The sequence below is a fragment of the Brevundimonas sp. Leaf168 genome, assembly GCF_001423685.1.
GTDB classification, from domain to species: domain Bacteria; phylum Pseudomonadota; class Alphaproteobacteria; order Caulobacterales; family Caulobacteraceae; genus Brevundimonas; species Brevundimonas vesicularis_C.
In genome coordinates, this window is record NZ_LMOY01000001.1 from 154550 (window position 1) to 179807 (window position 25258).

The 25258-nt window shown below is 66.7% G+C and carries 21 protein-coding genes; 12 read left to right on the plus strand and 9 right to left on the minus strand.

What is annotated here, in order from left to right; all coding sequences use genetic code 11:
• Nucleotides 1–77 precede the first annotated feature (77 nt).
• The 6 genes from ASF81_RS00750 (at nt 78) to ASF81_RS00775 (ending at nt 7676) form a co-directional block, all read left to right on the plus strand.
• Nucleotides 78–1097 (plus strand): hypothetical protein, encoded by a 1020-nt coding sequence (locus ASF81_RS00750; RefSeq protein WP_055803509.1) that lies wholly within the window; start codon nt 78–80, stop codon nt 1095–1097.
• A 5-nt stretch (nt 1098–1102) separates the two neighbouring features.
• The gene (locus ASF81_RS00755) at nt 1103–1894 is read left to right on the plus strand and encodes an RNA methyltransferase (RefSeq protein WP_055803513.1); all 792 of its coding nucleotides are present in this window, start codon (nt 1103–1105) and stop codon (nt 1892–1894) included.
• Nucleotides 1891–2214 (plus strand): YnfA family protein, encoded by a 324-nt coding sequence (locus ASF81_RS00760; protein WP_055803516.1) that lies wholly within the window; start codon nt 1891–1893, stop codon nt 2212–2214. The genes ASF81_RS00755 and ASF81_RS00760 overlap by 4 nt, the downstream gene beginning before the upstream one ends.
• A 164-nt stretch (nt 2215–2378) precedes the next feature.
• Nucleotides 2379–3623 (plus strand): Na+/H+ antiporter NhaA, encoded by a 1245-nt coding sequence (gene nhaA, locus ASF81_RS00765; protein WP_055805276.1) that lies wholly within the window; start codon nt 2379–2381, stop codon nt 3621–3623.
• A gap of 202 nt (nt 3624–3825) precedes the next feature.
• The gene (locus ASF81_RS00770; RefSeq protein ID WP_055803518.1) at nt 3826–6465 is read left to right on the plus strand and encodes a TonB-dependent receptor; all 2640 of its coding nucleotides are present in this window, start codon (nt 3826–3828) and stop codon (nt 6463–6465) included.
• 227 nt (nt 6466–6692) lie between these two features.
• Complete coding sequence (locus tag ASF81_RS00775) at nt 6693–7676, plus strand: sensor histidine kinase (RefSeq protein ID WP_055803521.1); 984 nt, start codon at nt 6693–6695, stop codon at nt 7674–7676.
• 232 nt (nt 7677–7908) lie between these two features.
• Here ASF81_RS00775 and ASF81_RS00780 read toward each other — a convergent pair whose 3' ends face one another.
• Both ASF81_RS00780 and ASF81_RS00785 read right to left on the minus strand, forming a co-directional pair.
• Entirely contained in the window at nt 7909–11001 is a 3093-nt protein-coding gene (locus ASF81_RS00780) for an efflux RND transporter permease subunit (RefSeq protein WP_055803524.1), read from the minus strand.
• An 11-nt stretch (nt 11002–11012) separates the two neighbouring features.
• Nucleotides 11013–12146, minus strand: a complete 1134-nt coding sequence (locus tag ASF81_RS00785) for an efflux RND transporter periplasmic adaptor subunit (RefSeq protein WP_055805279.1) — start codon at nt 12144–12146, stop codon at nt 11013–11015.
• Between the two features lie 192 nt (nt 12147–12338).
• On the opposite strand from ASF81_RS00785, the gene lepA reads away from it, so the two are divergent.
• The 3 genes from lepA to ASF81_RS00800 all read left to right on the plus strand — a co-directional run bounded on the left by lepA (nt 12339) and on the right by ASF81_RS00800 (nt 15253).
• Complete coding sequence (gene lepA / locus ASF81_RS00790) at nt 12339–14147, plus strand: translation elongation factor 4 (protein WP_055754055.1); 1809 nt, start codon at nt 12339–12341, stop codon at nt 14145–14147.
• Nucleotides 14148–14219: 72 nt separating this feature from the next.
• Nucleotides 14220–15071, plus strand: a complete 852-nt coding sequence (gene dinD / locus ASF81_RS00795; RefSeq protein ID WP_055803527.1) for a DNA damage-inducible protein D — start codon at nt 14220–14222, stop codon at nt 15069–15071.
• The gene (locus ASF81_RS00800) at nt 15071–15253 is read left to right on the plus strand and encodes a hypothetical protein (RefSeq protein ID WP_055803532.1); all 183 of its coding nucleotides are present in this window, start codon (nt 15071–15073) and stop codon (nt 15251–15253) included. The genes dinD and ASF81_RS00800 overlap by 1 nt, the downstream gene beginning before the upstream one ends.
• Before the next feature lie 4 nt (nt 15254–15257).
• Here the strand turns inward: ASF81_RS00800 and ASF81_RS00805 are convergent, their stop codons facing one another.
• Nucleotides 15258–16202 (minus strand): DUF3883 domain-containing protein, encoded by a 945-nt coding sequence (locus ASF81_RS00805; protein WP_055803535.1) that lies wholly within the window; start codon nt 16200–16202, stop codon nt 15258–15260.
• Between the two features lie 84 nt (nt 16203–16286).
• Entirely contained in the window at nt 16287–16616 is a 330-nt protein-coding gene (locus ASF81_RS00810) for a DUF1491 family protein (RefSeq protein ID WP_055803538.1), read from the minus strand.
• A 55-nt stretch (nt 16617–16671) separates the two neighbouring features.
• Here ASF81_RS00810 and ASF81_RS00815 point away from each other — a divergent pair, with 55 nt between their 5' ends.
• Nucleotides 16672–17532 (plus strand): hypothetical protein, encoded by an 861-nt coding sequence (locus ASF81_RS00815; RefSeq protein WP_055803542.1) that lies wholly within the window; start codon nt 16672–16674, stop codon nt 17530–17532.
• A gap of 73 nt (nt 17533–17605) precedes the next feature.
• On the opposite strand, the gene ASF81_RS00820 is transcribed toward ASF81_RS00815, so the two are convergent.
• Together ASF81_RS00820 and ASF81_RS00825 are read right to left on the minus strand one after the other, a co-directional pair.
• Nucleotides 17606–18331: a phosphatidylserine/phosphatidylglycerophosphate/cardiolipin synthase family protein gene (locus ASF81_RS00820; RefSeq protein ID WP_156363097.1), complete on the minus strand. Its 726-nt coding sequence runs from the start codon at nt 18329–18331 to the stop codon at nt 17606–17608.
• Between the two features lie 98 nt (nt 18332–18429).
• Nucleotides 18430–20136, minus strand: a complete 1707-nt coding sequence (locus ASF81_RS00825; protein WP_055803548.1) for a HAMP domain-containing sensor histidine kinase — start codon at nt 20134–20136, stop codon at nt 18430–18432.
• Between the two features lie 164 nt (nt 20137–20300).
• Between ASF81_RS00825 and ASF81_RS00830 the strand changes: the two genes are divergently transcribed.
• Together ASF81_RS00830 and ASF81_RS00835 are read left to right on the plus strand one after the other, a co-directional pair.
• Complete coding sequence (locus tag ASF81_RS00830; RefSeq protein ID WP_055754061.1) at nt 20301–20738, plus strand: SufE family protein; 438 nt, start codon at nt 20301–20303, stop codon at nt 20736–20738.
• A gap of 61 nt (nt 20739–20799) precedes the next feature.
• Nucleotides 20800–21468: a hypothetical protein gene (locus tag ASF81_RS00835; protein ID WP_055803551.1), complete on the plus strand. Its 669-nt coding sequence runs from the start codon at nt 20800–20802 to the stop codon at nt 21466–21468.
• A 71-nt stretch (nt 21469–21539) separates the two neighbouring features.
• Here the strand turns inward: ASF81_RS00835 and ASF81_RS00840 are convergent, their stop codons facing one another.
• From ASF81_RS00840 to ASF81_RS00850, 3 genes are all read right to left on the minus strand, one after another.
• Nucleotides 21540–23627, minus strand: coding sequence for an ATP-binding protein (locus ASF81_RS00840; protein ID WP_255353843.1), 2088 nt, complete (start codon nt 23625–23627; stop codon nt 21540–21542).
• A 234-nt stretch (nt 23628–23861) separates the two neighbouring features.
• Nucleotides 23862–24572, minus strand: coding sequence for a DUF6456 domain-containing protein (locus tag ASF81_RS00845; protein ID WP_055803557.1), 711 nt, complete (start codon nt 24570–24572; stop codon nt 23862–23864).
• Entirely contained in the window at nt 24569–24925 is a 357-nt protein-coding gene (locus ASF81_RS00850) for a chromosomal replication initiator DnaA (RefSeq protein ID WP_082503391.1), read from the minus strand. Before ASF81_RS00850 ends, ASF81_RS00845 begins: the two co-directional genes overlap by 4 nt.
• Nucleotides 24926–25258: the final 333 nt, after the last annotated feature.

Below are 25258 nucleotides of genomic sequence, written 5' to 3' on the forward strand. Positions count from 1 at the left end.
CCTCGCACCACCCCTTGGACGCTGGAGGCGCGATCAAGGATGCGTTAGACGGGCGTGATCCTTGTTGAGGTTTGTCCATGAAACGTCTCGCCATCGCCGCCCTGTCCCTCGTCGCGGTCGCCGCGCCGGCTGTCACTGTCACCGCCTGGGGCAACACCGGCCACCGCCTGATCGGCGTGGCGGCGATGCGGGCCCTGCCGGACGAACTGCCGGCCTTCCTGCGCACCCCGGCCGCCATCGCAGACGTGGGCGAACTGGCGCGCGAGCCCGACCGCTGGAAGGGCGCCGGCCAGCCGCACGACCGCGAGCGCGACACCGCCCACTTCGTCGATCTGGACGACCAGGGGCGCGTCTACGACCAGCGCGGCATGAACCTCAACGACCTGCCGCGCCTGAAGTCCGAATATGACGCCGCCCTGACCAAGGCCGGTTTGGACGTCAACGACGCCGGCTATCTGCCCTACGCCATGATGGACGCCTGGCAGCAGCTGGGCCGCGACTTCGCCTACTGGCGCGTGCTGAACGCCGCCGAAAAGCGCGAGACCAATATGGAGCGCCAGGCCTGGTATCGCGCCGACCGCATTCGCCGCGAGGCCCTGATCCTGCGCGACATCGGCGTCATGGGCCACTACGTCGGCGACGGTTCGCAACCGCATCACACCAGCATTCACTACAACGGCTGGGGCGACTTCCCGAACCCGGAAGGCTTCACCAACTCGCGCCAGACCCACGCCGTGTTCGAGGGCGAGTTCACCAACCGCGTCGCCCGTCTGGACGCCGTCGAGGCCGCCATGCCGGCCGCCAAACTGGACGGTTTCGACGTCAAGGCGCGCACCGTCTCCTATCTGACCACGACCCTGGGCACGGTGATCCCCTTCTATCGTCTGGAGAAGGCCGGAGGTTTCCGCGACAGCGACCCGCGCGGCGCGGCCTTCGTCAACGAACGTCTGGCGGCGGGCGCCGGCGAACTGCGCGACTTCATCGTCGCCGCCTGGACCGCCTCGGGCAGCGCCTCCATCGGCTGGCCCGCCGTCAAGGTCGCCGAGGTCGAGGCCGGAACCGCCGACCCCTGGATCGCCATGGTGGGCGAGGACTGATTGCGTTGCCTGAGCTGACACCTCCCTCTGTCATCCTCGACAAGTCGCAGATGGCCGAGAACATCGGCGCCGTGGCGCGGGTGATGGCCAACTTCGGCCTGTCGGACCTGCGCCTGGTCAGCCCCCGCGACGGCTGGCCCCAAGAGCGGGCCTGGGCCACGGCCTCGGGCGCCGACTGGGTCTTGGACAGGGTGCGGGTGTTCGACAGTGTCGCCGAGGCCATCGCCGACCTGAACACCGTCTTCGCCACGACCGCCCGCCCGCGCGAGACGCGCCAGCCAGTGCGCACGCCGCGCGAGGCCAGCCGCGTCCTCTATGACGACACGGCCTCGGGCCTGAAGACGGGCCTCTTGTTCGGCGGCGAGCGCGCCGGACTGGAGACGACCGACATCGCCCTGTGCGCCGGCATCGTCACCATTCCGATCGATCCGAAGCACCACTCGCTGAACCTGGCCCAGGCCGTGGCGATCAACGCCTATGAGTGGCGCACCCTGATCCTGGACGCCCCGCCGCCGCGCTTCCGCGACAGCGAACCGCCGGCGTCGAACGACCTGCTGATCGGCATGTACGAGCATCTGGAGGAAGAGCTGGAAAACGGCGGCTTCTTCTATCCGCCCGAGAAGAAGCGCTCGATGAGCCAGAACCTGCGCGTCATGCTGGGCCGCGCCGCCTTCTCGGAGCAAGAGGTCGCCACCATGCGCGGCGCCATCCACGCCCTGTCGCGCGGCCGCGGCCGGGTCCTGGCCAAGCTGGCGGCCGAGCGGGCGGCGAAGGCGAAGACGGACACGCCTGAGTGAAACTCTGGCTGATCTATCCGCTGGCGGCCCTGGCGGAGATCGGCGGCTGTTTCGCCTTCTGGGCCTGGCTGAAGCTGGATCGTTCACCCCTGTGGCTGGCGCCCGGCGTCGCCTGCTTGATCGCCTTCGCCTGGCTCCTAACCCTGGTCCCCAGCGACGCGGCGGGCCGCGCCTTCGCGGCCTACGGCGGCGTCTATATCTGCGCCTCCCTCATCTGGATGGCGCTGGTCGAGAAGACCCCGCCAGATCGCTGGGACATCCTGGGCGGCCTTGTCTGCCTGGTTGGCGCCGGGCTCATCCTGTTCGGCCCGAGGGGCTAGCCTGCTTCGGCTTGGCTTGGCCGGCCTGATCCTCTATTCTGGCACCAGCCATCAGGTCGCCCCGTGCGGCCAGGCCGGCGCGCCGAGTTTGGTTTGCGAATCCGGTCCGACGCCCGTCGATAACCTGGCGTCACGACGAAACTTCCGTTCGCTTGGAGGCCGCCGTGGCGCGCAAACTGACACTCGATTTCCTCAAAACCGAGGCCGCATCCGGCTCGGCGCTGGCGCTGGCCGCCATCGCCGCCGTGGCGATCGCCAACTCGCCCTGGTCGGCCGATTATTTCGCTTGGCTGAAGAGCTACCACGTCTTGCAGATCGGCCCGATCCGGCTGGAGGAGACGATCTCCGACTGGATCAAGGAAGGTTTGATGGCGATCTTCTTCCTCGTCGTGGGGCTGGAGATCAAATACGAGATCGTACGCGGCGAACTCAGCGATCCGAAGAAGCTGGCGACGCCAGTGCTGGCGGCGCTCGGCGGCATGGCGGGGCCGGCGGCGGTCTATCTGCTGCTGTCCGGCGCCATCGGGGCGCCCCATGCGGGCTGGCCCATTCCGCTGGCGACCGACATCGCCTTTGCGCTGGCCATCTTCGGCTTCGTTGGCAAGGGCTTGCCCTCGTCATTGCGGGTCTTCCTGCTGACGCTCGCCATCGTCGACGACCTGGGCGCCATCGCCCTGATCGCCGTGCTGTTCAGCGAGGGCGCGAATTGGACGCCGCTGTTCTGGGCGCTGGGCGCCCTAGCGCTTGGCGCGGTCGCGGCGCACCGCATCCGCATCCCCGCGCCCTTCTGGGTGCTGGGGTTCGCCCTGGTCTGGTATCTGACCGTGCTGTCGGGCCTCAGCACCTCCCTGACCGCCGTGGCCTTCGCCATGATCGTGCCGATCAAGGGGCGCGCCGAAGACGGCCAGAGCCCGCTGAAGGAGGCGATGCACGATCTGCATCCGTGGAACGCCTTTTTGGTCCTGCCGCTGTTCGCCTTCGCAAAGGCGGGCGTCTCCTTCGCCGGCCTGTCGATGGAGCAGGCGTTCGCGCCCCTCGTTATCGCCATCGCCCTGGGCCTGTTCTTCGGCAAGCAGATCGGCGTCCTGGGCGCCGCCTGGCTGGCCTCGGCGCTGAGGATCGGCGCGCGGCCGACGGGCGCCAGCTGGCTGCAAGTCTATGGCGTCTCCCTGCTGTGCGGGGTTGGCTTCACCATGAGCCTGTTCATCGGCGTCCTGGCCTTCCCTGGCGCGGTCGATTCGCCCGAGCAGGTCGAGGTCAAACTGGGCGTTATCGGCGGCTCGATCCTGTCGGCGATCGCGGCGGCCCTGGTGCTGGGTTTCGCCGGTCGGGCCCGCCAGGTGGATCCCGCCGCCCTGCATCCTGAGGTCGAGCCTCTGGGGCCGAAAGACGGGCAAAAACTGACCTAGCGTCAGCGTTTTCTGTCGCTTCCCTGACACACAAAGGCGAATCCGCGGCGAAAAATCGTCGCGGCGAACAACGCTCGCTTGTCGGTCGGCCCGAACCGCGCTTAGCCTGTCCCTAACGAATGATCCCCCACGTAGGGGACGTCGAGGGAACAGGAAACGCTGCGATCGCTCAAAGCATCGCGGCTTCAGCCGGGAGGACGCTATGCGCCGCAATCTTCAACTCAGGACCACTGTGTCCGCCGCCGTCGTTGGCGCTGTCGTGTTCGGCTTTGCAGGCGTCGCCGCCGCGCAGGAAGCCCCGGCGACCGTCGACGACATCATCGTCACCGCCCAGAAGCGCGAACAGAGCCTGCAGGACGTGCCGATCGTGGTCACGACCCTGTCGCAGGAACTGCTGGACGGCGCCGGCGTGCAGGACATCAAGGATCTGCAGATCCTGACGCCGGGCATGACCGTCACCTCGACCCAATCGGAAGCCTCCACCACCGTGCGCATCCGCGGCGCCGGCACCGTCGGCGACAACCCCGGCCTGGAAAGCTCGGTCGGCGTGGTGATCGACGGCGTCTATCGCTCGCGCAACTCGGTCGGCTTCGGCGACCTGGGCGAACTGAGCCGCATCGAGGTCCTGAAGGGCCCGCAAGGCACCCTGTTCGGCAAGAACACCTCGGCCGGCGTCATCAACATCATCACCGAGCGCCCCTCGTTCGATCCCTCGATCGCGGGCGAACTGACCGGCGGCAACTTCGGCGCCGTCGGCGGTTCGGTTTCCGTCACCGGCGGCCTGACCGACCAGATCGCCGGCCGCCTGTTCGTCGCTCACCGCGAGCGTGACGGCTTCTACGACGTCAACAACGGCGACGGACCCAACACCCGCAAGGACGACCAGACCCAGGACTACTGGACCACGCGCGGCCAACTGCTGATCCTGCCCAGCGACGACGTCTCGGTGCGCCTGATCGCCGACTACACCAAGCGCGAGGAATACTGCTGCGTCGCCGTGCAGACGCGCGTCGGCCCGACCCAGGCCTTCATCGCCGCCCTGACGGCGCCGAACGGCCCGGGCCAGCGTCCGCCGGTCGCCGGCTTCGGCACCGTGCCCTTCTCACGTCTGGCCTATTCGAACCGCGAGACCCCGCAAGAGATCGAGGACATGGGTCTGTCGGCGGAAGCGACCATCGACTTCCCCAGCATCAACGCCACCCTGACGTCGCAGACCTCGTGGCGCGACTGGTCGTTCCAGCAGGGGATGGACCTGGACTACACCGGCGCCGACATCCTGTACCGCGCCAACGACGGCTCCAACGGCTACGGCGTCGACAATCTGACGCAGGAGTTCCGCTTGGCCGGCACCTCGGACAAGCTAGACTGGCTGGTCGGTCTGTTCGCCACCAAGGAAGGCGTCTATCGCGACGACAGCTATGTCTATGGCTCGGACTACAACGCCTTCGCCTCCCTGCTGCTGACGGCGTCCTTGCCAGCGACGGTGGGCGGTCCCAGCCCGTCGCGCCTGGGCTGCTTCACCAATCCGAACGGCTTCCTAGTCGGCACCGCCGGCGCGGCCGCGGGCCAGCCGCTGTGCGTGATCGGCGCGGTGCCGCCCAGCGCCGCCGCCCCGACCTTCGGCGTCGGCAAGGCCTACGAAGACCACTATTCCCAGAAGTCGGAATCGGTCGCCGTCTTCACCAACAACACCTACCGGGTGACCGAGGCCTTCGATATCAACCTGGGTCTGCGCTACACCTACGACAGCAAGCGTCTGTTCGGGATTCAGGACAATCTGGGCACCAACGGCGCAGCTTGCGGCGGCGCCCTGGCCAATCAGAACCCGGCCAACCGCACCGTGTCGCCGATCCCCGGCACCGCCAACGTCGCCACGCCAGCCGCCGCGCTCGGTCTGCTGTGTCTGCCCTGGTCCAACCCGCTGTACGACGGTCGTCGGATCCAGGAGAAGTTCAGCGACACCGACCTGTCGGGCACGATCAAGGCGTCCTACCGCTTCAACCCGTCGATCATGGTCTACGGCTCGTATGCGCGCGGCTACAAGGGCGCGGGCTACAATATGGACCGGGTGCAGACGGGCGTGACGCCGGACGCCTCGCTGTTCTTCAAGGCCGAGACTGTCGACAGCTATGAGGCGGGCGTCAAGACGACCCTGTTCGACCGCACCATGCTGCTGAACGTCACCTACTTCGATCAGAAGTTCGAGAACTTCCAACTGAACACCTTCCTGGGCACCGCCTTCGTGGTGGAATCGATCCCGGAACTGACCTCGCGCGGCGTCGATGCCGACATGGTCTGGTTCACCCCGGTCGAGGGCCTGAGCTTCCAGGGCGGCGTGACCTACACCGACGCCAAATACGGCCAGTTCGGCGCCGCCGACCTGTCCAGCCCTGGCCGCTTCCCGCAGCTGTCGCTGCTGCCGGGCGCGCGTGCGTCCTTCGCTCCCGAATGGTCGCTGACCGGCGCCCTGGCGTTCGATCGCGAACTGGGCGGCGGCCTGCGCGGCGGCTTCAACCTGTCGGCCAAGTATTCGACCGAATACAACACCGGCTCGGACTTGCTGCCGTACAAGAACCAGGACGCCTTCACCGTCGTCAACGGCCGGGTCTCGATCGGTTCGGCGGATGAGCGCTGGACGCTGGAGGTCTGGGGCCAGAACCTGCTGGAAGAAGAATACACCCAGGTCGGCTTCGCCGCGCCGCTGCAGGGTACGGCCTTCACCAACACCACGACGCCGCAAGCCAACGGCACCTTCTACAACCAGGCCACCGACACGGCGACCTACAACGCCTACCTCGGCGCCCCGCGCACATACGGCGTGACGCTGAAGGTCAAATACTGATCGCTGGCCTTCGAGGCTGACCGACCAAGGGCCGACCGGGCGACCGGCCGGCCCTTTTTCTGTGCAATCAAGCCCGTGGGCGGGTGCGACCTGGCGTTGTCACAGCAGGCTCTCGTTATGGACTTTTCGCCAATCGACCGGTTTCCCTCGTTAAGCCATGCTGGACGCGGACGTTCCACTGCCCGATACAAGGCTTTGTCGACGCACTGCGTCCATTGGGGAAGCGAATGCTTCATCAGAAGTTTCGAACGCCCGTCTGGCGCGGTTATGCCTTCGCCATAGCCGCCTGGCTGGTCGCCTTCGCCATTCGCTACGGCCTGGCGCACTGGTTTCCGCCGGGCTTTCCCTATCTGACCTTTTTTCCGGCCGTCGTTCTGGTCGCCTTCTATGCGGGCCTGCGCCCGGCGGTCCTGACAGCGACCTTGTCGGGGTTGTCGGCCTGGTGGTTCTGGATCGGCCCGGCTGGGTTCGACCTCAGCGTCGCGACCTTCGTCGCCATCGGCTTCTATGCCTTCGTCGTCGCCGTCGACATCTTCTTCATCGTCGGCATGGACAAGGCGTCAGGAAAGTTGGCGCGCGAAGTCGAGCGCAACGCCGCGCTCGCGGAAAGCCGCGACATTCTGCTCAGAGAAGTTCAGCACCGGGTGTCGAACAATATTCAGGTGGTCAGCGCCTTGTTGAGCCTGGAGGCGCGCGCCGCCGCCGACCCAGGCGCCAGAAAGGCTTTGGCCGACGCCTCGTCCCGCACGGGTCTCGTGGCCCGCATCCAGCGCAGTCTGGCCGACGCAGACCAGAAGAACACCGCTTTTCAGGATTTGGCGCGATCGATCGTCGACGATGCGCTGACGGCGGCCGCGCGTGACGACGTGATTGTCTCCATCTCCAGCGGCGACGTGGTTCTGTCGGCCGAGGAGGCCACGCCCGTGGTCCTGATCATGCTGGAGTGCGTCAACAACGCGCTGGAGCACGCCTTTCCCGACCGGCCAGGCCGGATCACGATCGATCTGTGCGACGATGGCGCGGTACGCACCCTGATCATCGCCGACGACGGCGTCGGCGTCACCGAAGATACGGGCACCGAACCGACCAGCCTGGGTCTTCGGATCATCACGGCCCTGGCCCGCCAACTCGGCGGAGACTGGTCGCTGCGGTCCTCATCGCCCGGCGCAATCGCCCGCCTGTCCTGGCCCAGCGCGCCCGTTGCGCACTAGAGCTCCAGATACCGCCCCGCGAAAAAGGTCCCGGTCGGGAAGGTGCCGCGAAGGCATAGGCTCTCCGCGTCATCATTTTCCATGAATTGGCAGATCGGCTGCGCGTTCCGCTCAGTCTGTTCCGGTCCGGATCGAGGCGGGAAACCTGCCTTTTTTAGAACCGTCACCCTCGGACTCTTTGCCGAGGGTGACGGAGACGGTGACGAAGGTGTGGTGCGAAAGGCGCCGCGCGCTACTCCACTAACGGCCCCTGCCTCGGTTTCGCCAACTCCCGCTGCCCGGCCGTCTTTCGGCTCAGGATGCGGCGGCCCCAGCCGGCGATGTCGTCGACGATGGTGAAGATGGCGGGGATGTAGAGCAGGGACAGGAAGGTCGATGAGATCAGTCCGCCCAGCACGGCGATGGCCATGGGTGAGCGGAACTGGACGTCGGCGCCCACCCCAAGGGCGATGGGCACCATGCCGGCGCCCATGGCGAATGTGGTCATCAAAATCGGCCGGGCGCGCTTGTGCGCCGCATCCATGATGGCCTCGTGGCGGGGCATACCCTCTCGCTCGGCCATGATGACATAATCCACCAGCAGGATGGAGTTCTTGGCCGCGATCCCCATCAGCATCAGCACCCCGATCAGGGCCGACATGGAGAAGTTGGCGCCGCCGATAGCCAGGGCGATGAAGGCGCCGCCGATGGCCAGGGGCAGGGCCGCCATGATGGTGATCGGATAGGCGAAGCTTCTGAACAGCAGCGTCAGAACCGCATACATCAGCAGGATGCCCGAGGCGAAGGCGATGCCGAAGCCGGTCAGCATCTCCTGGATGAACTCGGCGTCGCCGGCCGGCACCTGGCGCACGCCGGCGGGCAGGGTCTTGACAGAGGGCAGGCGATTGACCGCCGCCCCGGCCGCGCCGGTGGTGATGCCGTCCAGTTCGGCGCTGATCGAGGCGATCCGCGACCGGTCCTGGCGGGTGACGGTGGCGGGACCGGCGCCGAACTGTATGTCGGCGACGGCGGTGAGCGGCACGGACGCACCGCCCGTCGCCGGCACCCGCAGGTTTTCCAGCACGGTCAGATCCTCTCGCGCGTCTGCGGTCAGTTGCAGACGGATCGGGATCTGGCGGTCGCCCAAGTTATATTTGGGCAGGTTCTGGTCCACGTCGCCGATGGTGGCGACGCGCACGGCCTGGGAGATGGCGCCGGCCGAAACGCCGGCAAGGGCCGCCTCGTCCGGACGCGGCGTGACCAGAATTTCGGGACGGGCGATGGCGGCCGAGTTGACGACGTTGGCTAGGCCGGGGACGCCGCGCATTTCCTCTTCGACTTTGCGCGCGGCAGCGTTCAGGGCATCCGGGTTATCGCTCAGAATCGAGAAGGTATAGCTGGTGCCGTCGCCGGGACCGCCGCCCTGCTGGGCGACGCCGGCGCGGATGCGGGCGCCGGGGATCTGTTTCAGCTCGTCCACCATGACGCGGGCGAAGGCCTGCTGGCTCAGGTCGCGGTCGCCCTTGGGCACCATGTCGGCATAGATGTTGGCCTGGGTCACGTCCTGCCCACCGATGGCGGCATAGACGGAGACGACCTCGGGCCGGGCTTCCAGCCGCCTGGTGACCTGCTGAACCACGGCGTCGGTCTGCCGCAGAGTCGCGCCGGGTGGCAGCTCGACCTGGAAAGCGGCGCGGGCCGTGTCGCCGGGCGACATGAACTCGAACGACATCTTGGCGACGACGGCCGTGGCGATGGAGCCGAACAGGAACAGGATGCCGAGGATCAACACCTTCCATCGATTGCCCAGCGACCAGCGCAGGGCCTTGAGATAGCCGTCCATCCAGAAGGGATCGCGGTCTTCGTGGTTGGTGTGTTTCAGGATAAAGGCGGCCATCAGCGGTGTCAGGGTCCGCGCGACCAGCAGGGAGAAGGCCACCGAGACGCAGGCCGCCAGCGCAAAGGCCTTGAAGAATTGGCCGATGATGCCGGGCATGAAGCCGACGGGGGCGAAGACGGCGATGATGGTGGCGGTGGTGGCCACGACCGCCAGCCCGATCTCGTCGGCCGCCTCCAGTGAGGCGTCGTAGGGCGGTTTGCCGTCGCGCATGTGGCGGACGATATTCTCGATCTCCACGATGGCGTCGTCAACCAGGATGCCGATGGTCAACGACAGGGCCAGCAGGGTCACCACGTTCAGCGACTGGTCCAGCGGGCCCAGGATGGCGAAGGTCGGGATCAGCGACATCGGCATGGCAATGGCCGCGATGAAGGTCGCCCGCCAGTCGCGCAGGAAGATGAAGACGATGATGACCGCCAGCACGGCGCCCAGCAGCAGGGCCTCCAGCGAGGCCAGATAGGATTCCTCGATCTGTTCGACGCTGGCGGTGACCTGCTGGATCGTCAGTTCGGGGTGGGCGTCGTCAAGCTTCTTGACCTCCTCGCGGACCTTTTCGGCGACCTTGACCTCGGACGCGGTGCGCGACCGCAGGAAGTTGAAGGTCACAGCCTCCTGGCCGTTGTAGCGGGCCAGGCGGCGCGGCTCGCTCCACTTGTCCTCGACCGTGCCCAGGTTGTCCAGACGCACCGTCTTGCCGTCGCCCAGCGGGACGAGGGTGTCGCGCAGTTGCGCCACGGAGGTCGCGGCGCCCAGGGTGCGCACGGCGCGCTCGGACCCGGCGATGGTGACTCGCCCGCCCGGCAGGTTGTTATTGACGTTGTTCAGCGCCTGGCTGACCTCGGCGGCAGTGACGCCGTAGGCGGCGAGCCGCTGCGGGTCCAGCTCGACGCGGATCTCGCGGTCCACCCCGCCCGAGCGGTTGACCTCTCCCACGCCGCCCAAAGCCAGCAGGCCGCGGCTGACCTCGTTGTCGATGAACCAGCTGATCTCTTCCGGCGTCATGGTCGGCGAGCGGACCACATAGGTGATCAGGGCGTCGCCGGTGATGTCGATACGCTGGACCGCTGGCTCCTGCATGTCCTGGGGCAGGGACGCGCGCAGGCCGGTCATGGCGTTGCGCACATCGTTGGTGGCGCGGTCGGTATCGGTGCCCAGCTCGAACTCGATCGTCGTGGTCGAGACGCCGTCGGTGATGTTGGAGGTGATGTGGCGCACGCCCGAGAGGCCGGCCAGCGAATCCTCGATCAGGCGCGTGACCTGGACCTCCATTTCCGCCGGGGCCGAGCCGGGGCGGGCGGCCGTGACGGCGACCAGCGGAAAGTCGATGTCGGGGTTCTGATTGATCCGCATCCCCATGAAGCCGACCACGCCGCCGAGCGTCAGCAACAGGAACAGCAGGATGATCGGGATCGGGTTCTTGATCGCCCATGACGACATCTGGTTCATGGTCGTCGGTCCTACTTAGTCGCAGGCTGAGCGGCCGGGGCCGGCGCGTTGCCGACCGCCTGGGCCACGTTGACGCGGTCGCCTTCGTTCAGGAAGCCGGCGCCGTCCACCGCGACGCGAACGCCGACGGCGACGCCGCTGACCGCCGTCTGGGTCTCGGTGCGCGACAGGATGGTCACGGGCTGGAAGTGGACGGTGCTGTCGCCCCGGACCACGAAGACGCCGGGCTTGTTGTCGCGATACAGGACCGCGCCGGTCGGCACGGTCGTCGCCGGCTGATCGCCGACGGCGATGTTGGCGCGGGCGAACATGCCGGGCCGCAGCTGGGCGCCGGGCGCCAGGGAAATGCGAGCCAGGCCCAGGCGGGTCTGCGCATTGACCTCGGGCGTGACGATGCGGACCGAGCCGGTGGTCTGGCCGGCCTCGCTGGAGGTCACGATCGCGGACTGACCGGCGCGGACCAGGGACAGTTCGGTTTCCGGCACCTGGGCGTCCAGCTCAAGCCGGCCGTCGCGCACCATGCGGAACAGCTCGGTCCCGGCGGCGATGATCTGACCTTTGGTGACGCTGCGGCTGATGATCAGGCCGCTGACGGGCGCGCGGATGGTCGCCTGTGACAACTGGGTCTGGGTCTGGCTGAGGGCCGCGCGGGCGGCGGCCAGATTGGCGTTCGAGCTGCGTTGGTTGGCCAGGGCCGTATCCAGCGACGCTTGGCTGAGGAAGCCGCGTTCCTTCAGCTGCTGCGCGCGATCGAGCGCGGCGTTGTCGCGCGCCACATTGGCCTCGGCCAGCTGCACCTGGGCCTGCTGCTGGCGCAGCTGGGCGCGCAGCAGGACGTCGTTCATCTGCACCAGAGGCTGGCCCTGTCGGACATAGGAGCCTTCGTCCACATAGACGGCGACTGCGGTCAGGCCGCCGGTCTCGGCCGCGACCGGCACCTCTTCCCAGGCCGAGACGGTGCCAGAGGCGGTGACGGTGCGGTCCAGACTGGTCTGGGTCACGGTCGCGGCGCTGACGGTCTGGCGCGAGCCGCCTGCGGCCTTTTCATCTTTCTTTTCCTCGCCATGTCCGCCGCAGCTGGCCAGCAGCAAGGCCGACAGGGCGACGGCGCCGAAGTTGAAAACGGTTCGGGTCGTCTTGGACACGGGATTTCCTCGGTTGCAGGCGAAGCGGGTCGCCGGCTCGCGCCGGTTATCGGGAGGTTTGTTCCATACCGCGTCCGCCAAGCCTTCTCAAACGGCGAAAGGCTTTATTGCCAAGGCTTAATGTGACGCAGTTCGGGACCAGTTCGGCCGTGCGTCTGGTCCCGAACCCTTACGCGTGATAGGGGCGCGCGGATGACGACTCCCCCGATCTCGAACATTCGCAACTTCAGCGTGGTCGCGCACATCGATCATGGCAAGTCGACCCTGTCCGACCGCCTGATCCAGCACACCGGCGGCCTGACCGCGCGCGAGATGTCCGAGCAGGTGCTCGACAATATGGAGATCGAGAAGGAACGGGGCATCACCATCAAGGCCCAGACCGTGCGCCTGACCTATCGGGCCAAGGACGGGCAGGACTATATCCTGAACCTGATGGACACGCCGGGCCACGTGGACTTCGCCTATGAGGTCAGCCGCTCCCTGGCCGCCTGCGAAGGCTCGCTGCTGGTCGTGGACGCCTCGCAAGGGGTCGAGGCCCAGACCCTGGCCAATGTCTATCAGGCCATCGACAACAACCACGAGATCGTCCCGGTCCTGAACAAGGTCGATCTGCCGGCCGCCGAGCCGGACCGCGTGCGCGCCCAGATCGAGGACGTGATCGGCATCGACGCCTCCGAAGCCGTCCTGGCCAGCGCCAAGTCCGGCATCGGCATCGAGGAGGTGCTGGAGGCCATCGTCACCAAGCTTCCGGCGCCCAAGGGCGATGTGAATGCGCCGCTGAAGGCCATGCTGGTCGACGCCTGGTACGATCCTTACCTCGGCGTCGTCGTGCTGGTGCGCGTCTTCGACGGCGTGTTGAAGACCGGCATGCGGGTCAAGATGATGCGCAACGGCTCGACCCACCTGATCGACCGGGTCGGCGTCTTCCTGCCCAAGAACACCCCGGTCGATCAACTCGGTCCCGGCGAGGTCGGCTTCATCACCGCCCAGATCAAGGAAGTGGCCCATGCCGCCGTCGGCGACACCATCACCGACGAGAAGAAGCCGACCGCCGAACCGCTGAAGGGGTTCAAGGAAGTCCAGTCGGTCGTCTTCTGCGGCCTGTTCCCGGTGGACGCCGCCGACTTCGAGGACCTGCGCGCCGCGATCGGCAAACTGCGCCTGAACGACGCCTCCTTCACCTATGAGATGGAAAGCTCGGCGGCGCTGGGCTTTGGCTTCCGCTGCGGCTTTTTGGGTTTGCTGCACCTGGAGATCATTCAGGAGCGTCTGAGCCGCGAGTTCAACCTCGACCTGATCGCCACGGCGCCGTCCGTCGTCTACAAGATCGGCCTGCGCGACGGCTCCGAAATGGACCTGCACAACCCGGCTGACCTGCCCGACGTGATGCAGATCGAGACGATCGCCGAGCCCTGGATCAAGGCCACCATCCTGACGCCGGACGAATACCTGGGCGGCGTCATCAAGCTGTGCCAGGACCGTCGCGGCCAGCAGATCGAACTGTCCTACGTCGGCAACCGCGCCATGGTGGTCTATGAGCTGCCGCTGAACGAGGTGGTGTTCGACTTCTACGACCGGCTGAAGTCGATCTCGAAGGGTTACGCCTCGTTCGACTACGAGATCACCGAATACAAGGTCGGCGACCTGGTGAAGATGTCCATCCTGGTCAACGCCGAGCCGGTCGACGCCCTCTCCATGCTGGTCCACCGCGCCCGCGCCGAGACGCGCGGTCGGGGCATGGTCGAGAAGATGAAGGAACTGATCCCGCCTCACCTGTTCCAGATCCCGATCCAGGCGGCCATCGGCGGCAAGATCATCGCCCGCGAGACCGTCCGGGCGCTCCGCAAGGACGTGACCTCGAAATGCTACGGCGGCGACGCCACCCGCAAGAAGAAGCTGCTGGAAAAGCAGAAGGCCGGCAAGAAGCGCATGCGCCAGTTCGGCAAGGTCGAAATCCCGCAGGAAGCCTTTATTGCGGCGCTGAAGATGGACGAGGATTGAGAGCTGACCGAGGAGCGCTGGCAAAAGGATAACAGAGTTGCCTTTTTGTTCTGCTGGCGTGATAGTCACCAGATGACCGACATCGCTCCTCCGCATCGCCAGTCGTTCGAGTCCATTCGCCATGAGGACGAAGGGGTTGAGTATTGGCTGGCGAGGCAGCTTGCCCCCGTTCTCGGCTATCAGGATTACCGCAACTTCCTGTCCGTGATTGAGAAGGCGCGTGTGTCGGCGGCTGCGGCGGGGCTCGATCCGGCGGACCATTTCGGTGACGTCACCAAAATGGTCGATCTGGGCTCTGGCGCGCAACGCGAGGTCGCCGATGTGCGGTTGTCTCGTTACGCCTGTTACCTGATCGTCCAGAACGGTGACCCGTCCAAGCCTGTGATCGCGGCGGGGCAGACCTATTTCGCCGTCCAGACGCGGCGTCAGGAGATCGCGGACGACCCAGCGTTTGGCGGCCTGTCGGAGGACGACAAGCGATTGATGCTGAGGCGCGAGATGGCGCAACACAATACCGCGCTGGCCTCCGCCGCGAGGCAGGCGGGGGTTGAGACCGGACTGGATTATGCGGTGTTTCAGGACCACGGCTATCGCGGCCTTTATGGCGGCCGGACCATGCGAGACATCCACGCGCTAAAGGGGCTGAAGAAGAGCCAAAAGATACTGGATCACATGGGTTCGACGGAACTTGCCGCGAACCTGTTCCGCGCCACTCAGGCCGAGGACAAGCTGAGGCGAGACGGGGCGAACACCAAGGCGCAGGCCAACGACATCCACCACGCCGTCGGCAAGAAGGTGCGCCAGACCATCTCGGAATTGGGCGGCGTGATGCCCGAGCGTCTGCCGACGCCGGAAACCAGTATCGGTCAGTTGGAACGGGCCAAAGCCAAGGCGCTAAAGGGGCCTTCGGGCGAGGTCGAGTGATGGATCGCGCGCAGTGGGTTCAGACGGTGGATCGGCTGTTGCTGCGCGACTGGCGTTTATCAGTGGCCGACGCAGGGATTGGCGAGGATCAGCTGGCGTGCGCTTGGCGGAATGAAGAAGACCCGACGGCGTTCGTGGCGTGCTTCGCGGAGAAGTATGACCTGATCCGGTTCGAACCTTGACCGGTCAGAAGTGGGCTTTCCAAGCCTCGGCCTCTAACGTGACCGACGCTTCCAGCGGCGGCGGCAGGATGAAGAGCCCTGCCGCGGCTGAAAGGTCGTGGAGGCGGTAGAGCCGCCAGTGGTCGGGGCGTTCCTGCGAAACCTCGCGCTCGGTGCGGGTCAGGTAAAAGGGCGTCGTGGGGCCACCTCGGGTGGCCTTCACCTCGATCAGGCGCTCGGCGCCGGTAGGGTCGAAACTACGGATGTCATAGCCGGCGCCGTCGCCGCGTTCTTGGCTGGTCCATTCGATGCGACGCGCGAGGTCGGGGCGGTCGTGCGCGATGAGACGCGCGCGCTCGTGATGGAAGACGCGCTCTTCGCCCAGCAAGCCGAGGGACCGGTTCCGGTGATCGCGGGCTGCTGGGTCGTACTTGCGGACGAGGCGGGCGAGCCCTTCCGGGCGCGGGGTGCGGGCCGGGCCGGGGGGAGGGCTTTCGGTGAGGGTGAGGGGCAGATGGCTTGCACCTGCGTCGTCAAACCTTGACGCGGATTCGGCGACGCCTCGCTCAGACCCAGTCGTTCCCTCCGTCTCGGCGCGAAAGAGCGCCGATCCACCGCCCCATGTCAGCGCAACGGGGAGGAAAGAAAAAGCATTGTCATTTAGGATTTCGGGATAGGCGTCTAGGTGGCGGTCGATGGCGTCGAAGATGGCGGCTTGGTAGTTGGCCATGGGGCGGTAACCGCGCACATGGGGCAAGCCCAGCTCGGCTGCGACGGCCGAAATGTTCATGTGTTTGAATTCGACCGAGCGGTGACTTCGGCCGGTTCGCTCCATCAGTGCACGAGCGCGATGCGCTTTGACGAACGGCTCGCCCGCCGCGTCGAGGGCAAGCATGGAGAAATAGTCAGCGACGATGGCGTCGAGCTCGTCGTCCTTCCAATCCTTTCCGGTCTTGCTTGCGTCGGCCACAGGCTCTCCCCGGGGTCGAAGCTAGACGGGTTCACCGGGAATGCTAGGGCTCAAGTTCGCTTCTTGGAACGACGAACGGCGCATCTACCCCTGCACCGTCTCCGTGATGAAGTGCCGCCCCTGCTTGTCTTCGATCTCGACCACCCACAGGTCCGGATCATACCCGCGCTGGCGGGCGATATAGGCGTCTAGGTCGCTTTCGCTGTCGGAGGTGACGGGCTGGATCCACAGGCGGTCGCCGTCGGTTCCGAAGGCTTCGGTGAACAGGCGGGCGGTGCGGGTGGAGGTGTCGTAGGCCTTGACGATGACCGAGCCGGCGCGGGCGTCGCCCTTCTTGACCACGGTGGCATAGGCGCCCTCGATCTGGGCGCGGCGGATCAGGGCGCTGACCCACAGGTCGCTGGAAAGAAGCAATTCGCTAACCCTGCTCGAACACGGAACCCCAACCCTGGCGCGCTAGGGTCGGGGCATGAGGATAGGCCTTTCCCCCCGGCAAGCCAGAGGTTTCCTGTCGGCCGTGCTGATCGCCGCGACGCCCGTCGCCGCCTTCGCCGCGCCGCAGGACCGCTTCTATGAGCGCAGCTTCGTGCTGGCCGCCAACGACCGTTGCGGCCTGTTCGAGCCGCAGCTGACCGCCGCCCTGACGGCTGCGGCCTGGCAGGCTCGGGGCGCGGCCCTGCGCGCGGGATCCAGCGACCGACAACTGGCCGAGACGGCGCAGCGGGCGCGGGCGCGGGCGAACACGACGCCGTGCGGCTCCACCGATCTGAAGACGGTTCAGGGCCGGGTCCAGACCGCCTTTTCCGGCTGGTCGCGCACGACGCGGATGGAGTTTCCGGGCGATCGCCGGAAGTGGAGCGCGGACCGCGCGGCCTATGCGCGCCCGACCTGGCGGTTGATGCAGGCGACCGTGACCGGCGCCTCGCCCGTGCGGTTCGGCGTGGTGGGCGGCATGGACCGTCCCGATCAACTGGCCGCCGTGGTGTCCTGGCAGGGGCGCTCGCGGCCGACCGGGGTGCGGGTGGTGATGCGCGACCACACGGTGGCGCCGCGTCCGTGGCTGTCGCACGACCTGCCGCCCGCCGCGCAACGCCGCGCCTTCTGGGCCGCCGGGGTGACAAGCGCTGATACGATGCTGCTGCCCGAAGGTCGCCCGGCCGGTCAGGCCTGGCTGTTCCCCGCCGCCGCCGCCGACGCCCTGTCGGCCCTGGACCCGCGCGAGGTCTTCACCGTCGAGTTCCTGTTCCGCGACGGCAGCATCGCCCGCTCCACCTTCGAGGCCGGCGACTTCGCGGCGGGTAGGGCCTTCCTGGCGATGGGGCAGGTTTAGGGGACCGGCGACTTGGGGCGCGCTGACGACTTTAGGATTCTTTGGCTGGTTCGTGGAAACATGCCAGCGCATCTCAAATGGGTGTCGCAGCCTCCCAAAGAGCACCATACGCTGCTAACTTAAGGGCAGCGGTTTCAGGATTTACACGCACGATGCTAGTCGGCGCGCGTGCGGCAATAGCGTTTAGAGACTGACCAAGGGTCCACACAAGCTCATCGTCGATGAAGATCAAGCGGTCATGCAGGGTCTTCTTCGGTGTAAGACGGACCTCCAGAGGACGCGAAGTCTTATGCTGGACTTGCCACCTCTCGGTCGCTGGCTTCAATGTCGGCTTATGATATTCCTTGTCGGCTAAGATCCGCAAACTTACGCCTTCCGGAACTTGAATGGCAAAGTCGGTCAAGGCTATTGCGTCAGCGTAGGGGTCCACGATCATAACTGCAGTTGTTGCGCTCTCCACTGCGTGGCCAAACGCTACGAAAGCATCAAACGTGCCGCCAGCTTGGATGAATGCGCCTTGCACGCTCGCTGGCGCTGCCAACTCAGCTCTGCCGAGCGCGGCGTAGACGATCGACTTGATAGTCTGAACATTGCGCGCATGTAAAACGCCATTAATGTTTTGCGCTGCTACTTTGAAGGCGATCGTGTCTGCTAGGTCAGCGCTTTGCTCAACCAGCGCCGCTGCCCGGCCTAACCAAGCGTTTGTCTCGGTGCTCACAGGGCCTTCACCAACCCAATCGGGCATCTCTGCAAGAAGGCGACCTAGTTGCAAATAACGTGCTTCCGGCGTGAGTGTCATGTGGAGAGCTTAACAGCTAATTTGGTGTTCGACAGCTGATTGAGCGTCGAGCGATAGCTTTGCTGTGCTTATAAGTCGCAAATAATTGCGCTTTGAATTCAAACCTCGGCCGTGACGGGGCACATATTGCCAGTCGCCTCTTCCGTCTCTCTCGCCTCCTCCCCCGCCACCATCACCGGCAGCCGGATCATCACCGCCGCGCCTTCGCCCAGGGTGCTGTCGATGGTCATGCGGCCGCCGTGCAGTTCGGTCAGGCTGCGGACCAGGGACAGGCCCAGGCCGGTGCCTTGCGCCTTCTGGTCGGCGCCGCCGGCCTGTTCGAAGGGGCGGCCCAGCCGTTGCAGGTCCTGCGGCGCGATGCCGACGCCGGTGTCGGAGACGGCCAGATCCAGGTCCGGCCCGTCGGCGTCCAGGGTGATGGTGACCGAGCCGCCGGCCGGGGTGAACTTGACCGCATTGGACAGCAGGTTCAGCGCCATCTGCTTCAGGGCGCGGGCGTCGGCACGAACCTTGATCGGCTCGGACGGCAGGACGGCGGCCAGTTCGACTCCCTTGTCGTCGGCCTGGAGCCGGACCAGGGCGACGGCGGCGGACACGGCGTCGCGGGCGTCGAACGTCTCCATCGCCAGCTGGTAGCGTTCGGCCTCGATCTTGGACAGGTCCAGGACGTCGTTGATCAGGTCCAGCAGATGGCCGCCGGCCTGGTGGATGGCGTCGGCGTAGCCGGCGTAGCGCTCGGGCAGGGGGCCGAACAGCTTCTGGCGCATGATGTCGGCGAAACCGAGCACGGCGTTCAGGGGGGTGCGCAGCTCGTGGCTCATATTCGCCAGGAAGCGGGTCTTGCCGGCCGACTGGGCCTCGGCCTCGACGCGAGCGGTCTCCAGCCCCAGCTCGCGGGCGAACTGGGCCGTGCCGTCGAACGCCTGGGCGATCAAGCGCGGGCGGTCCGTCTCGTGCTGGAACGGGCCCAGGATCATGACGACGCGGCGGTCCAGGGCGATGCGCGGGGTGAACTGGACCTCGACCGACTGGCCCGACAGGGCGCGGGCCAGGGCTGCGGACACGGCCGGGCGGTCGGGCGCATGGACGGCCGAGATCAGGCCCTGCTCCGTCAGGGCCAGCACCGACAGGGCGGGCGGCGGCGTGCCCCAGGTCGCGACCGCGCGGCCCGACGGATCGAGCAGCAGGGTCAGGGCCGGCTGATCCTCCAGCAGGGCGGCGATGCGGGCGGCCTGTCCTTCCGCCTCGTCCAAGCGACGCTGGCGCGCGCTCCAGGTCAGGCGCATGGCGGCGATGATCGCGCCCATGGCCAGCAGGCCCGAAACGGCGGCCAGCAGGGGGCCTTGCGCCTCCGCCCCGTTCAGCCAGGTCGAGATCAGCCCCGCCAGCAGCGGCAGGGCCACCGCAAGGGCGCCCACGCTAGTCAGGCGGTCGGCGCCGACGCGGGCATGATCGAGGGCGATCCCCGCCGCCAGCGGCGTCAGGATCAGACCGGGCAGGGCGCCGGTCACGCCGCCGGTCAGGCCGGCCGAGGCGGTGGCGGCCAGGATCCAGCCGCCCATGACCGCCAGCCTCAGCCCCACGCTGTCGCGCACCATCAGCACGACGCCGAACACGCCGGGGAAGGCCATCAGCAGCAGGGCGGCCAGCGGCGCGTCCTTCAGCCCGTCCATCATCTGGGCCGCCAGCGCCGTCAGGGCCACCGCCACGGCCCAGATCGCGTGCCACAAGGCGACCAGCGGAGCGCCCAACGCCGCGTCGTGCGTCGGGTCGTCCTCGAATCTGGCGTGGGCGTCGGGTTTCAAGGAGGGCGGGCCATGGGTTTCGTCTGCGCACAGACTAGGGCTGCGGCTGAGTCGGTGCGAGGCCGCTCCCCCCTGAGGCGAACCCCATTGCGGCGTTCACCATGAATATCGGGGGACAAAACGGCCGGTTGTCGTTAACGGCCGCGCGGCCTATCTGGCGGCGCATGACCGACCGCACGCCCCCGACCGACACCCTGGACCAGACCCTGGCCGAACTGGCCGAGGATTTCGACCTGCTGGGCGATTGGGAGCAACGGATCGAATACGTCATCGAACTGGGCAAGGGGCTGGCCCCGCTGGACGAGGCCGACCGGATCGAGGCCAACAAGGTGCCGGGCTGTGCGGCCCAGGTCTGGCTGGCGACGACGCAGGACGACGGGCGGCTGTGGTTCGCCGCCGACAGCGACAGCGCCCTGTCCAAGGGCAATATCGCCCTGCTGCTGAAACTGTATTCCGGCCGCACGCCGCAGGAGATCGTCGCCTTCGACGCCCGCGCGGCGCTGGATCGGCTGGGCCTGCCCTCGGCTTTGACGCGCCAGCGCGCCAACGGCCTGAACAGCATGGTCGGCCGCATCCGCGAGGCCGCGCTGGCGGTTCAGTAGTCGGGGGTTGCAACCACCGGCCCGGCGACCCACGATCGCGGGGTCGTAACCGGGGGCGCGAATGGACCTGCTGAAGATCCTGCGCAGTTTCGAGGAGTTTCTCTTCGAGGCGGTCAGTTGGCTGGTCTTCTATCCCCTGACCCTGTGGCGGATCCTGCGCGGGCCGCTGGCGGCGATGGACTATTCGGACCGCGAGCAGAGCGACAGCGAGGAGCGTCGCTACGACGATGCGCTCAGCCCGCCGCTGTTCCTCTTGGCCACCATCGTCCTGACCAATCTGCTGTCGATGGCGCTGCATGTGCCGCCGCCGCCCGAGGCGACCGACCTCAGCCGCATGGTCTATGCGTCCCAGCAGAACCTGGTCCTGTTCCGCTCGCTGGCCTTCAGCCTGATCCCGCTGGTCGCCGCCGTCACCCTGCTGCGCCATGAGAAGAAGCGCTTCGCCCGCGAGACCCTGCGCGCGCCCTTCTATGCGCAATGCTATCTCGCCGCCGTCTGCGCCGCCTTCGTCTCGGCGGGCGGGACCATCTTTCAGCGACCCGAACTGCCCAATGCGGTCGGCGCCGCGATCATGATCGGCGGCACGGCCTGGTTCGTCGTCGTGCAGTCCCGCTGGTTCGCCCGGCGGCTGAACGTGTCAAAGGGGCGCGGCGCCGTCATCGCCGTGCTGGCCCTGATCCGGGCGCTGATCTACCTCCTGGCCATCCTGATCCCCATCGCCCTGATCTGAGCGGACAAAACACAGTGCGATGAGGGCGCTCTTGTCAGCGCAAGCGCCGCGGGTTGCCAGGTCGCCTGGACTCAGGAGGCGGTTGCAGTCTGCAAGCGCCCCACCGACTGAGCCGCCAGCTTGGCGATCAGGTCTGATTGTCGGAACGGCTTTTCGAGCCGCGGCAAGTCCGGCGGCAGCCCAACCACGTCAGCGTAGCCGGACGCGATCAGGATTCCCATGTTCGGGTGCCGATGCTGAACTATCCGGGCCAGGTCTGCACCCGTGATGCCGGGCATCATGTGGTCGGTGATCAGAAGGTCGATCGGTCCCTTTGTCGCGATGACGTCCAGCGCTTCTTCGCCAGAGCGCGCCTCCAGAACATCGAATCCGAGGTCGCTGAGCATGTCGGCGGTGCTGGCCCGCACAACGTCCTCGTCGTCCACAAGCAGCACTCTGCCCGGCTGGATCTCGTGATGCTTCGGCGCGGCGGCGGCTTCGCCGATCGCTTCAGCCCACGGCAGCCACAGTTCGATCGTCGTCCCCTGTCCCGGTGAACTGAATACAGCCAGGCCGCCGCTCAACTGCATGGCCAGGCCGTGGACCATCGACAGCCCCAGGCCCGTTCCCTGACCGACCCCCTTGGTCGAATAAAAGGGCTCGATAGCCCTGCGCAGGGTCTCTTCGCTCATGCCGACGCCGTCGTCGGCAACCGAGATGCGTACGTATCGGCCAGCCGATACCGGCGCTGCATCGTCTGCGCCCACGCTGACGTTCGCTGCAGCCAAAACGAGCTTGCCGCCCTCGGGCATGGCGTCGTGGGCGTTCACCGCAAGGTTTAGAATGGCCATCTCGACCTGGTTCTGGTCCGCGATCGCGCTTCCCAAATCCTCGGCGATGTCCAGCTTGAACGCGACTTGCGGCCCTAGGGTCGACCCGATCAGCGGACTGAGATCGATCAACAAGGCGGTGATGTCTACGGCGGTCGCACTGATCGGTTGCCGTCGCGCAAAGGCGAGCAGCCGTTGCACAAGCGTCTTGGCGCGGTCAGCGGACTGCAACGCACCCTCGATCAACCGCTGCTCTCGCTCCCCGCCGATCTTCCGGCGGTGCAACAGGTCCAGACTGCCCAGGATCGGCGTCAGCAGATTGTTGAAGTCATGCGCCACCCCGCCTGTCAGTTGGCCCATCGCCTCCAGCTTCTGGGATTGACGCAACGCTTCCTGCGTGTGCTCCAGCTCGGCCGTGCGCTCGGCGACCCTGCGCTCCAGCGTCTCTGTCATGTCACGCAAGGCCGCTTCCATGGCCTTGCGTTCGGTGACGTCAATGGACACGCCCGCCAAGGTCAGCGGAGTTCCGTCCGCGTCATAGGTCGGTTGAGCGCGGATGAGGATCCAGCGCTCGGCGCCGGCGGGGGTGATCAATCTGTATTCGACATCGTAATCGACGCGCTGGCCGATGCTTCGTGCGATAGCCTCACCGACCCTCTCTTGATCGCCAGGGTGCACCGCCGCGCGCAAGGCCTGGTACGGGAAATCCGCATCCGGCTCCCGGCCGAAGTTGATCCGGCAGGTGGCGGACGTGGTCAATACCTCTGTGCGCAGATCCAGCGACCAGACGCCCATCCGGCCGGCCGTGACGGCCATCGCGCGCAGGCGGTCGCTTTCCTGCACCGATGACAGCAGACGCGCGTTTTCGATAGCGATGGCCGCCGAGCGACCCAGTGCTTCCAGCCTTTCAATCGCGCTTTGGTCCGCTTCGCGTACGTCGGTCCAATAGGCCCCGATCGCGGCCACCGGCTCGGGCGAACCGACCGGGACCATGACCATGCTGCGCACGAAGGTCTGGGAATAGGCCTCTTGCGGCACGCGGTCGTCCAGGCGGATGTCGGTGATCGCCACAGTCTCGCGGTGCGTGATGCCCCAACCCGACACACAGGCGTCCAAGGGAAATCGCATGCCCTTGAACAGCGGCCCATCCGAGTCCTCGGCTGCGTAAAAGCACTGGTCGGCCTCGCGCACGACCACGGTGATGCCGTCCGACCCCACGATTTCGCGCGCCGTCTCGCGCAGTACGCCAACGACTTGGTCCAATGATTTGCAGCCAGCCAGACGTTCGCTCGCCGCGATAAGGCGGGACCATGGCAGAGCGTCGGGGGCGGTCTCCGGGCCTTGGCTCACAGCGTCGGCGCTCCGTCAAATCAAGCGTTTACGCTATCACGTTATCGCCGGGACGCGAAACAGCGCTGGGTGAGTTTTCTCTTCATTCTGCCCAAGGCCGGCGGATTTGGTGAAGGTGTCGACGCAAGCAGGCCGCACTGTCAGTGGGTCCACGATTACATTCTGCTCTCCACCGCTGGTCGCCATTCCCCGCGTCCGGATCGCCCATCAGAAATTGAGTGCAATCTGTGCACTTCACCCGACCCCATAGTGATCCGCCAGCGCCTGCAGCGCCTGTTTCAGCACGGTCTTGCCTTGGCGGCGGCGTAGGCCCAGGCCGGTTTCCGCCAGTTGCAGGCTGTCGCCGTGGATGCAGATGCGGGTCAGGATGGGGCGAAGGCGCGGGCCGACGGCGGTCAGGGCCTGTTCGACGCGGCGGGCGGCGGACAGGGCGCGGTCGGTCGGCTCCATCCGCGCGGCGGTTCCCGAGCCGGAGGTCGGCAGGGCGTCCCAGCGCATGGTGACCGAGGCGCCCCTGGTCGCCTGTTCCGCCTCGCGCCGCAGCCGTTCGCCGGCGGCGGCCTCGGCCGGGGTCAGCCAGGGGCGGCCGGACGCATCCTTGCGCCGCGCCAGCCAGGCGATGGGGCTTTCGCCCAGATTGGCGCGCGCCCGGACCATGCGGCCGTCCGGCTGCATCAGGTCGCGCTGGCCCGCCACGAAGCCGGGACGGCCGGGGGCGGGGGACGGCGTCGGGTCCGGCTGGGCGCGTCCCGACCAGCCGCCGCCGGGCCGCACGCGCAGGCCGGGCTGGTCGATCAGGGCGCGAAACTCGGTCTCGGTCAGGGTCAGGCTGATGCGGCTGCGGCGATCCGGCGACAGACGCAAGGCATAGGCCCCGCCCTCGGACGACAGCCAGGCGCCGGGCTTGGCCATCAGATCGCGCGCGCGTTCCAGAAGCCGGCTCATTGCGGCAGTTCCAGGCGGGGCGACTGATACAGGCCCTGGATGCAGCCCTCAAGGTCGTTCATCAGGTCGTCGATGCTACGCCGTTCGCGTTCGTCCTCGACCCAGCGGCAGGCGGCGCCGACGCTGGCGCGATTGACGCCGAAGACATGGCCGACTCGCTCCATCGTCCAGCCATAGGCGACGTGCGACAGGTACATGGCCAGCCAGCGCGGGCGGGCCGCGCGCGGGTTCATCCGGCCCCGACCGGTCATCTGCGACGGATGGGCGCCGGTGCGCGCCGCGATCAGATGAATGGCCAGCCCGGCCTTGACCTGATCCTCCTCGGTGACCGGCACCCTGTATTCCTCCAGCACGAAACGTCTCCCTCTCACGAACTCTCGACGCCGGCATCATAGGTGGCCGTGACGTCGTGATAGGAATATCGTCCTACTGTGCGCCAAAATCGGTCGTGGCGGCTTAATCGTCTTGAGGTTGCAGGTGGGACGTCGTGCGTGAGGGAGGTGAGAGGACGGGCGGTATGTCGACCGAAACACGGGGCGCGGGTCCAACATGGTTAATAAATTTCGAATCGTTGACTCCGGCCCCTCGACGCCGATTCGCAAATCAGCCTAGATTCGCCTCAATTGGATGGCGTTAACCCTTCTTAAGGTTTTCACGTCTTAACTTGCGAACAAGGTTACCCGGCC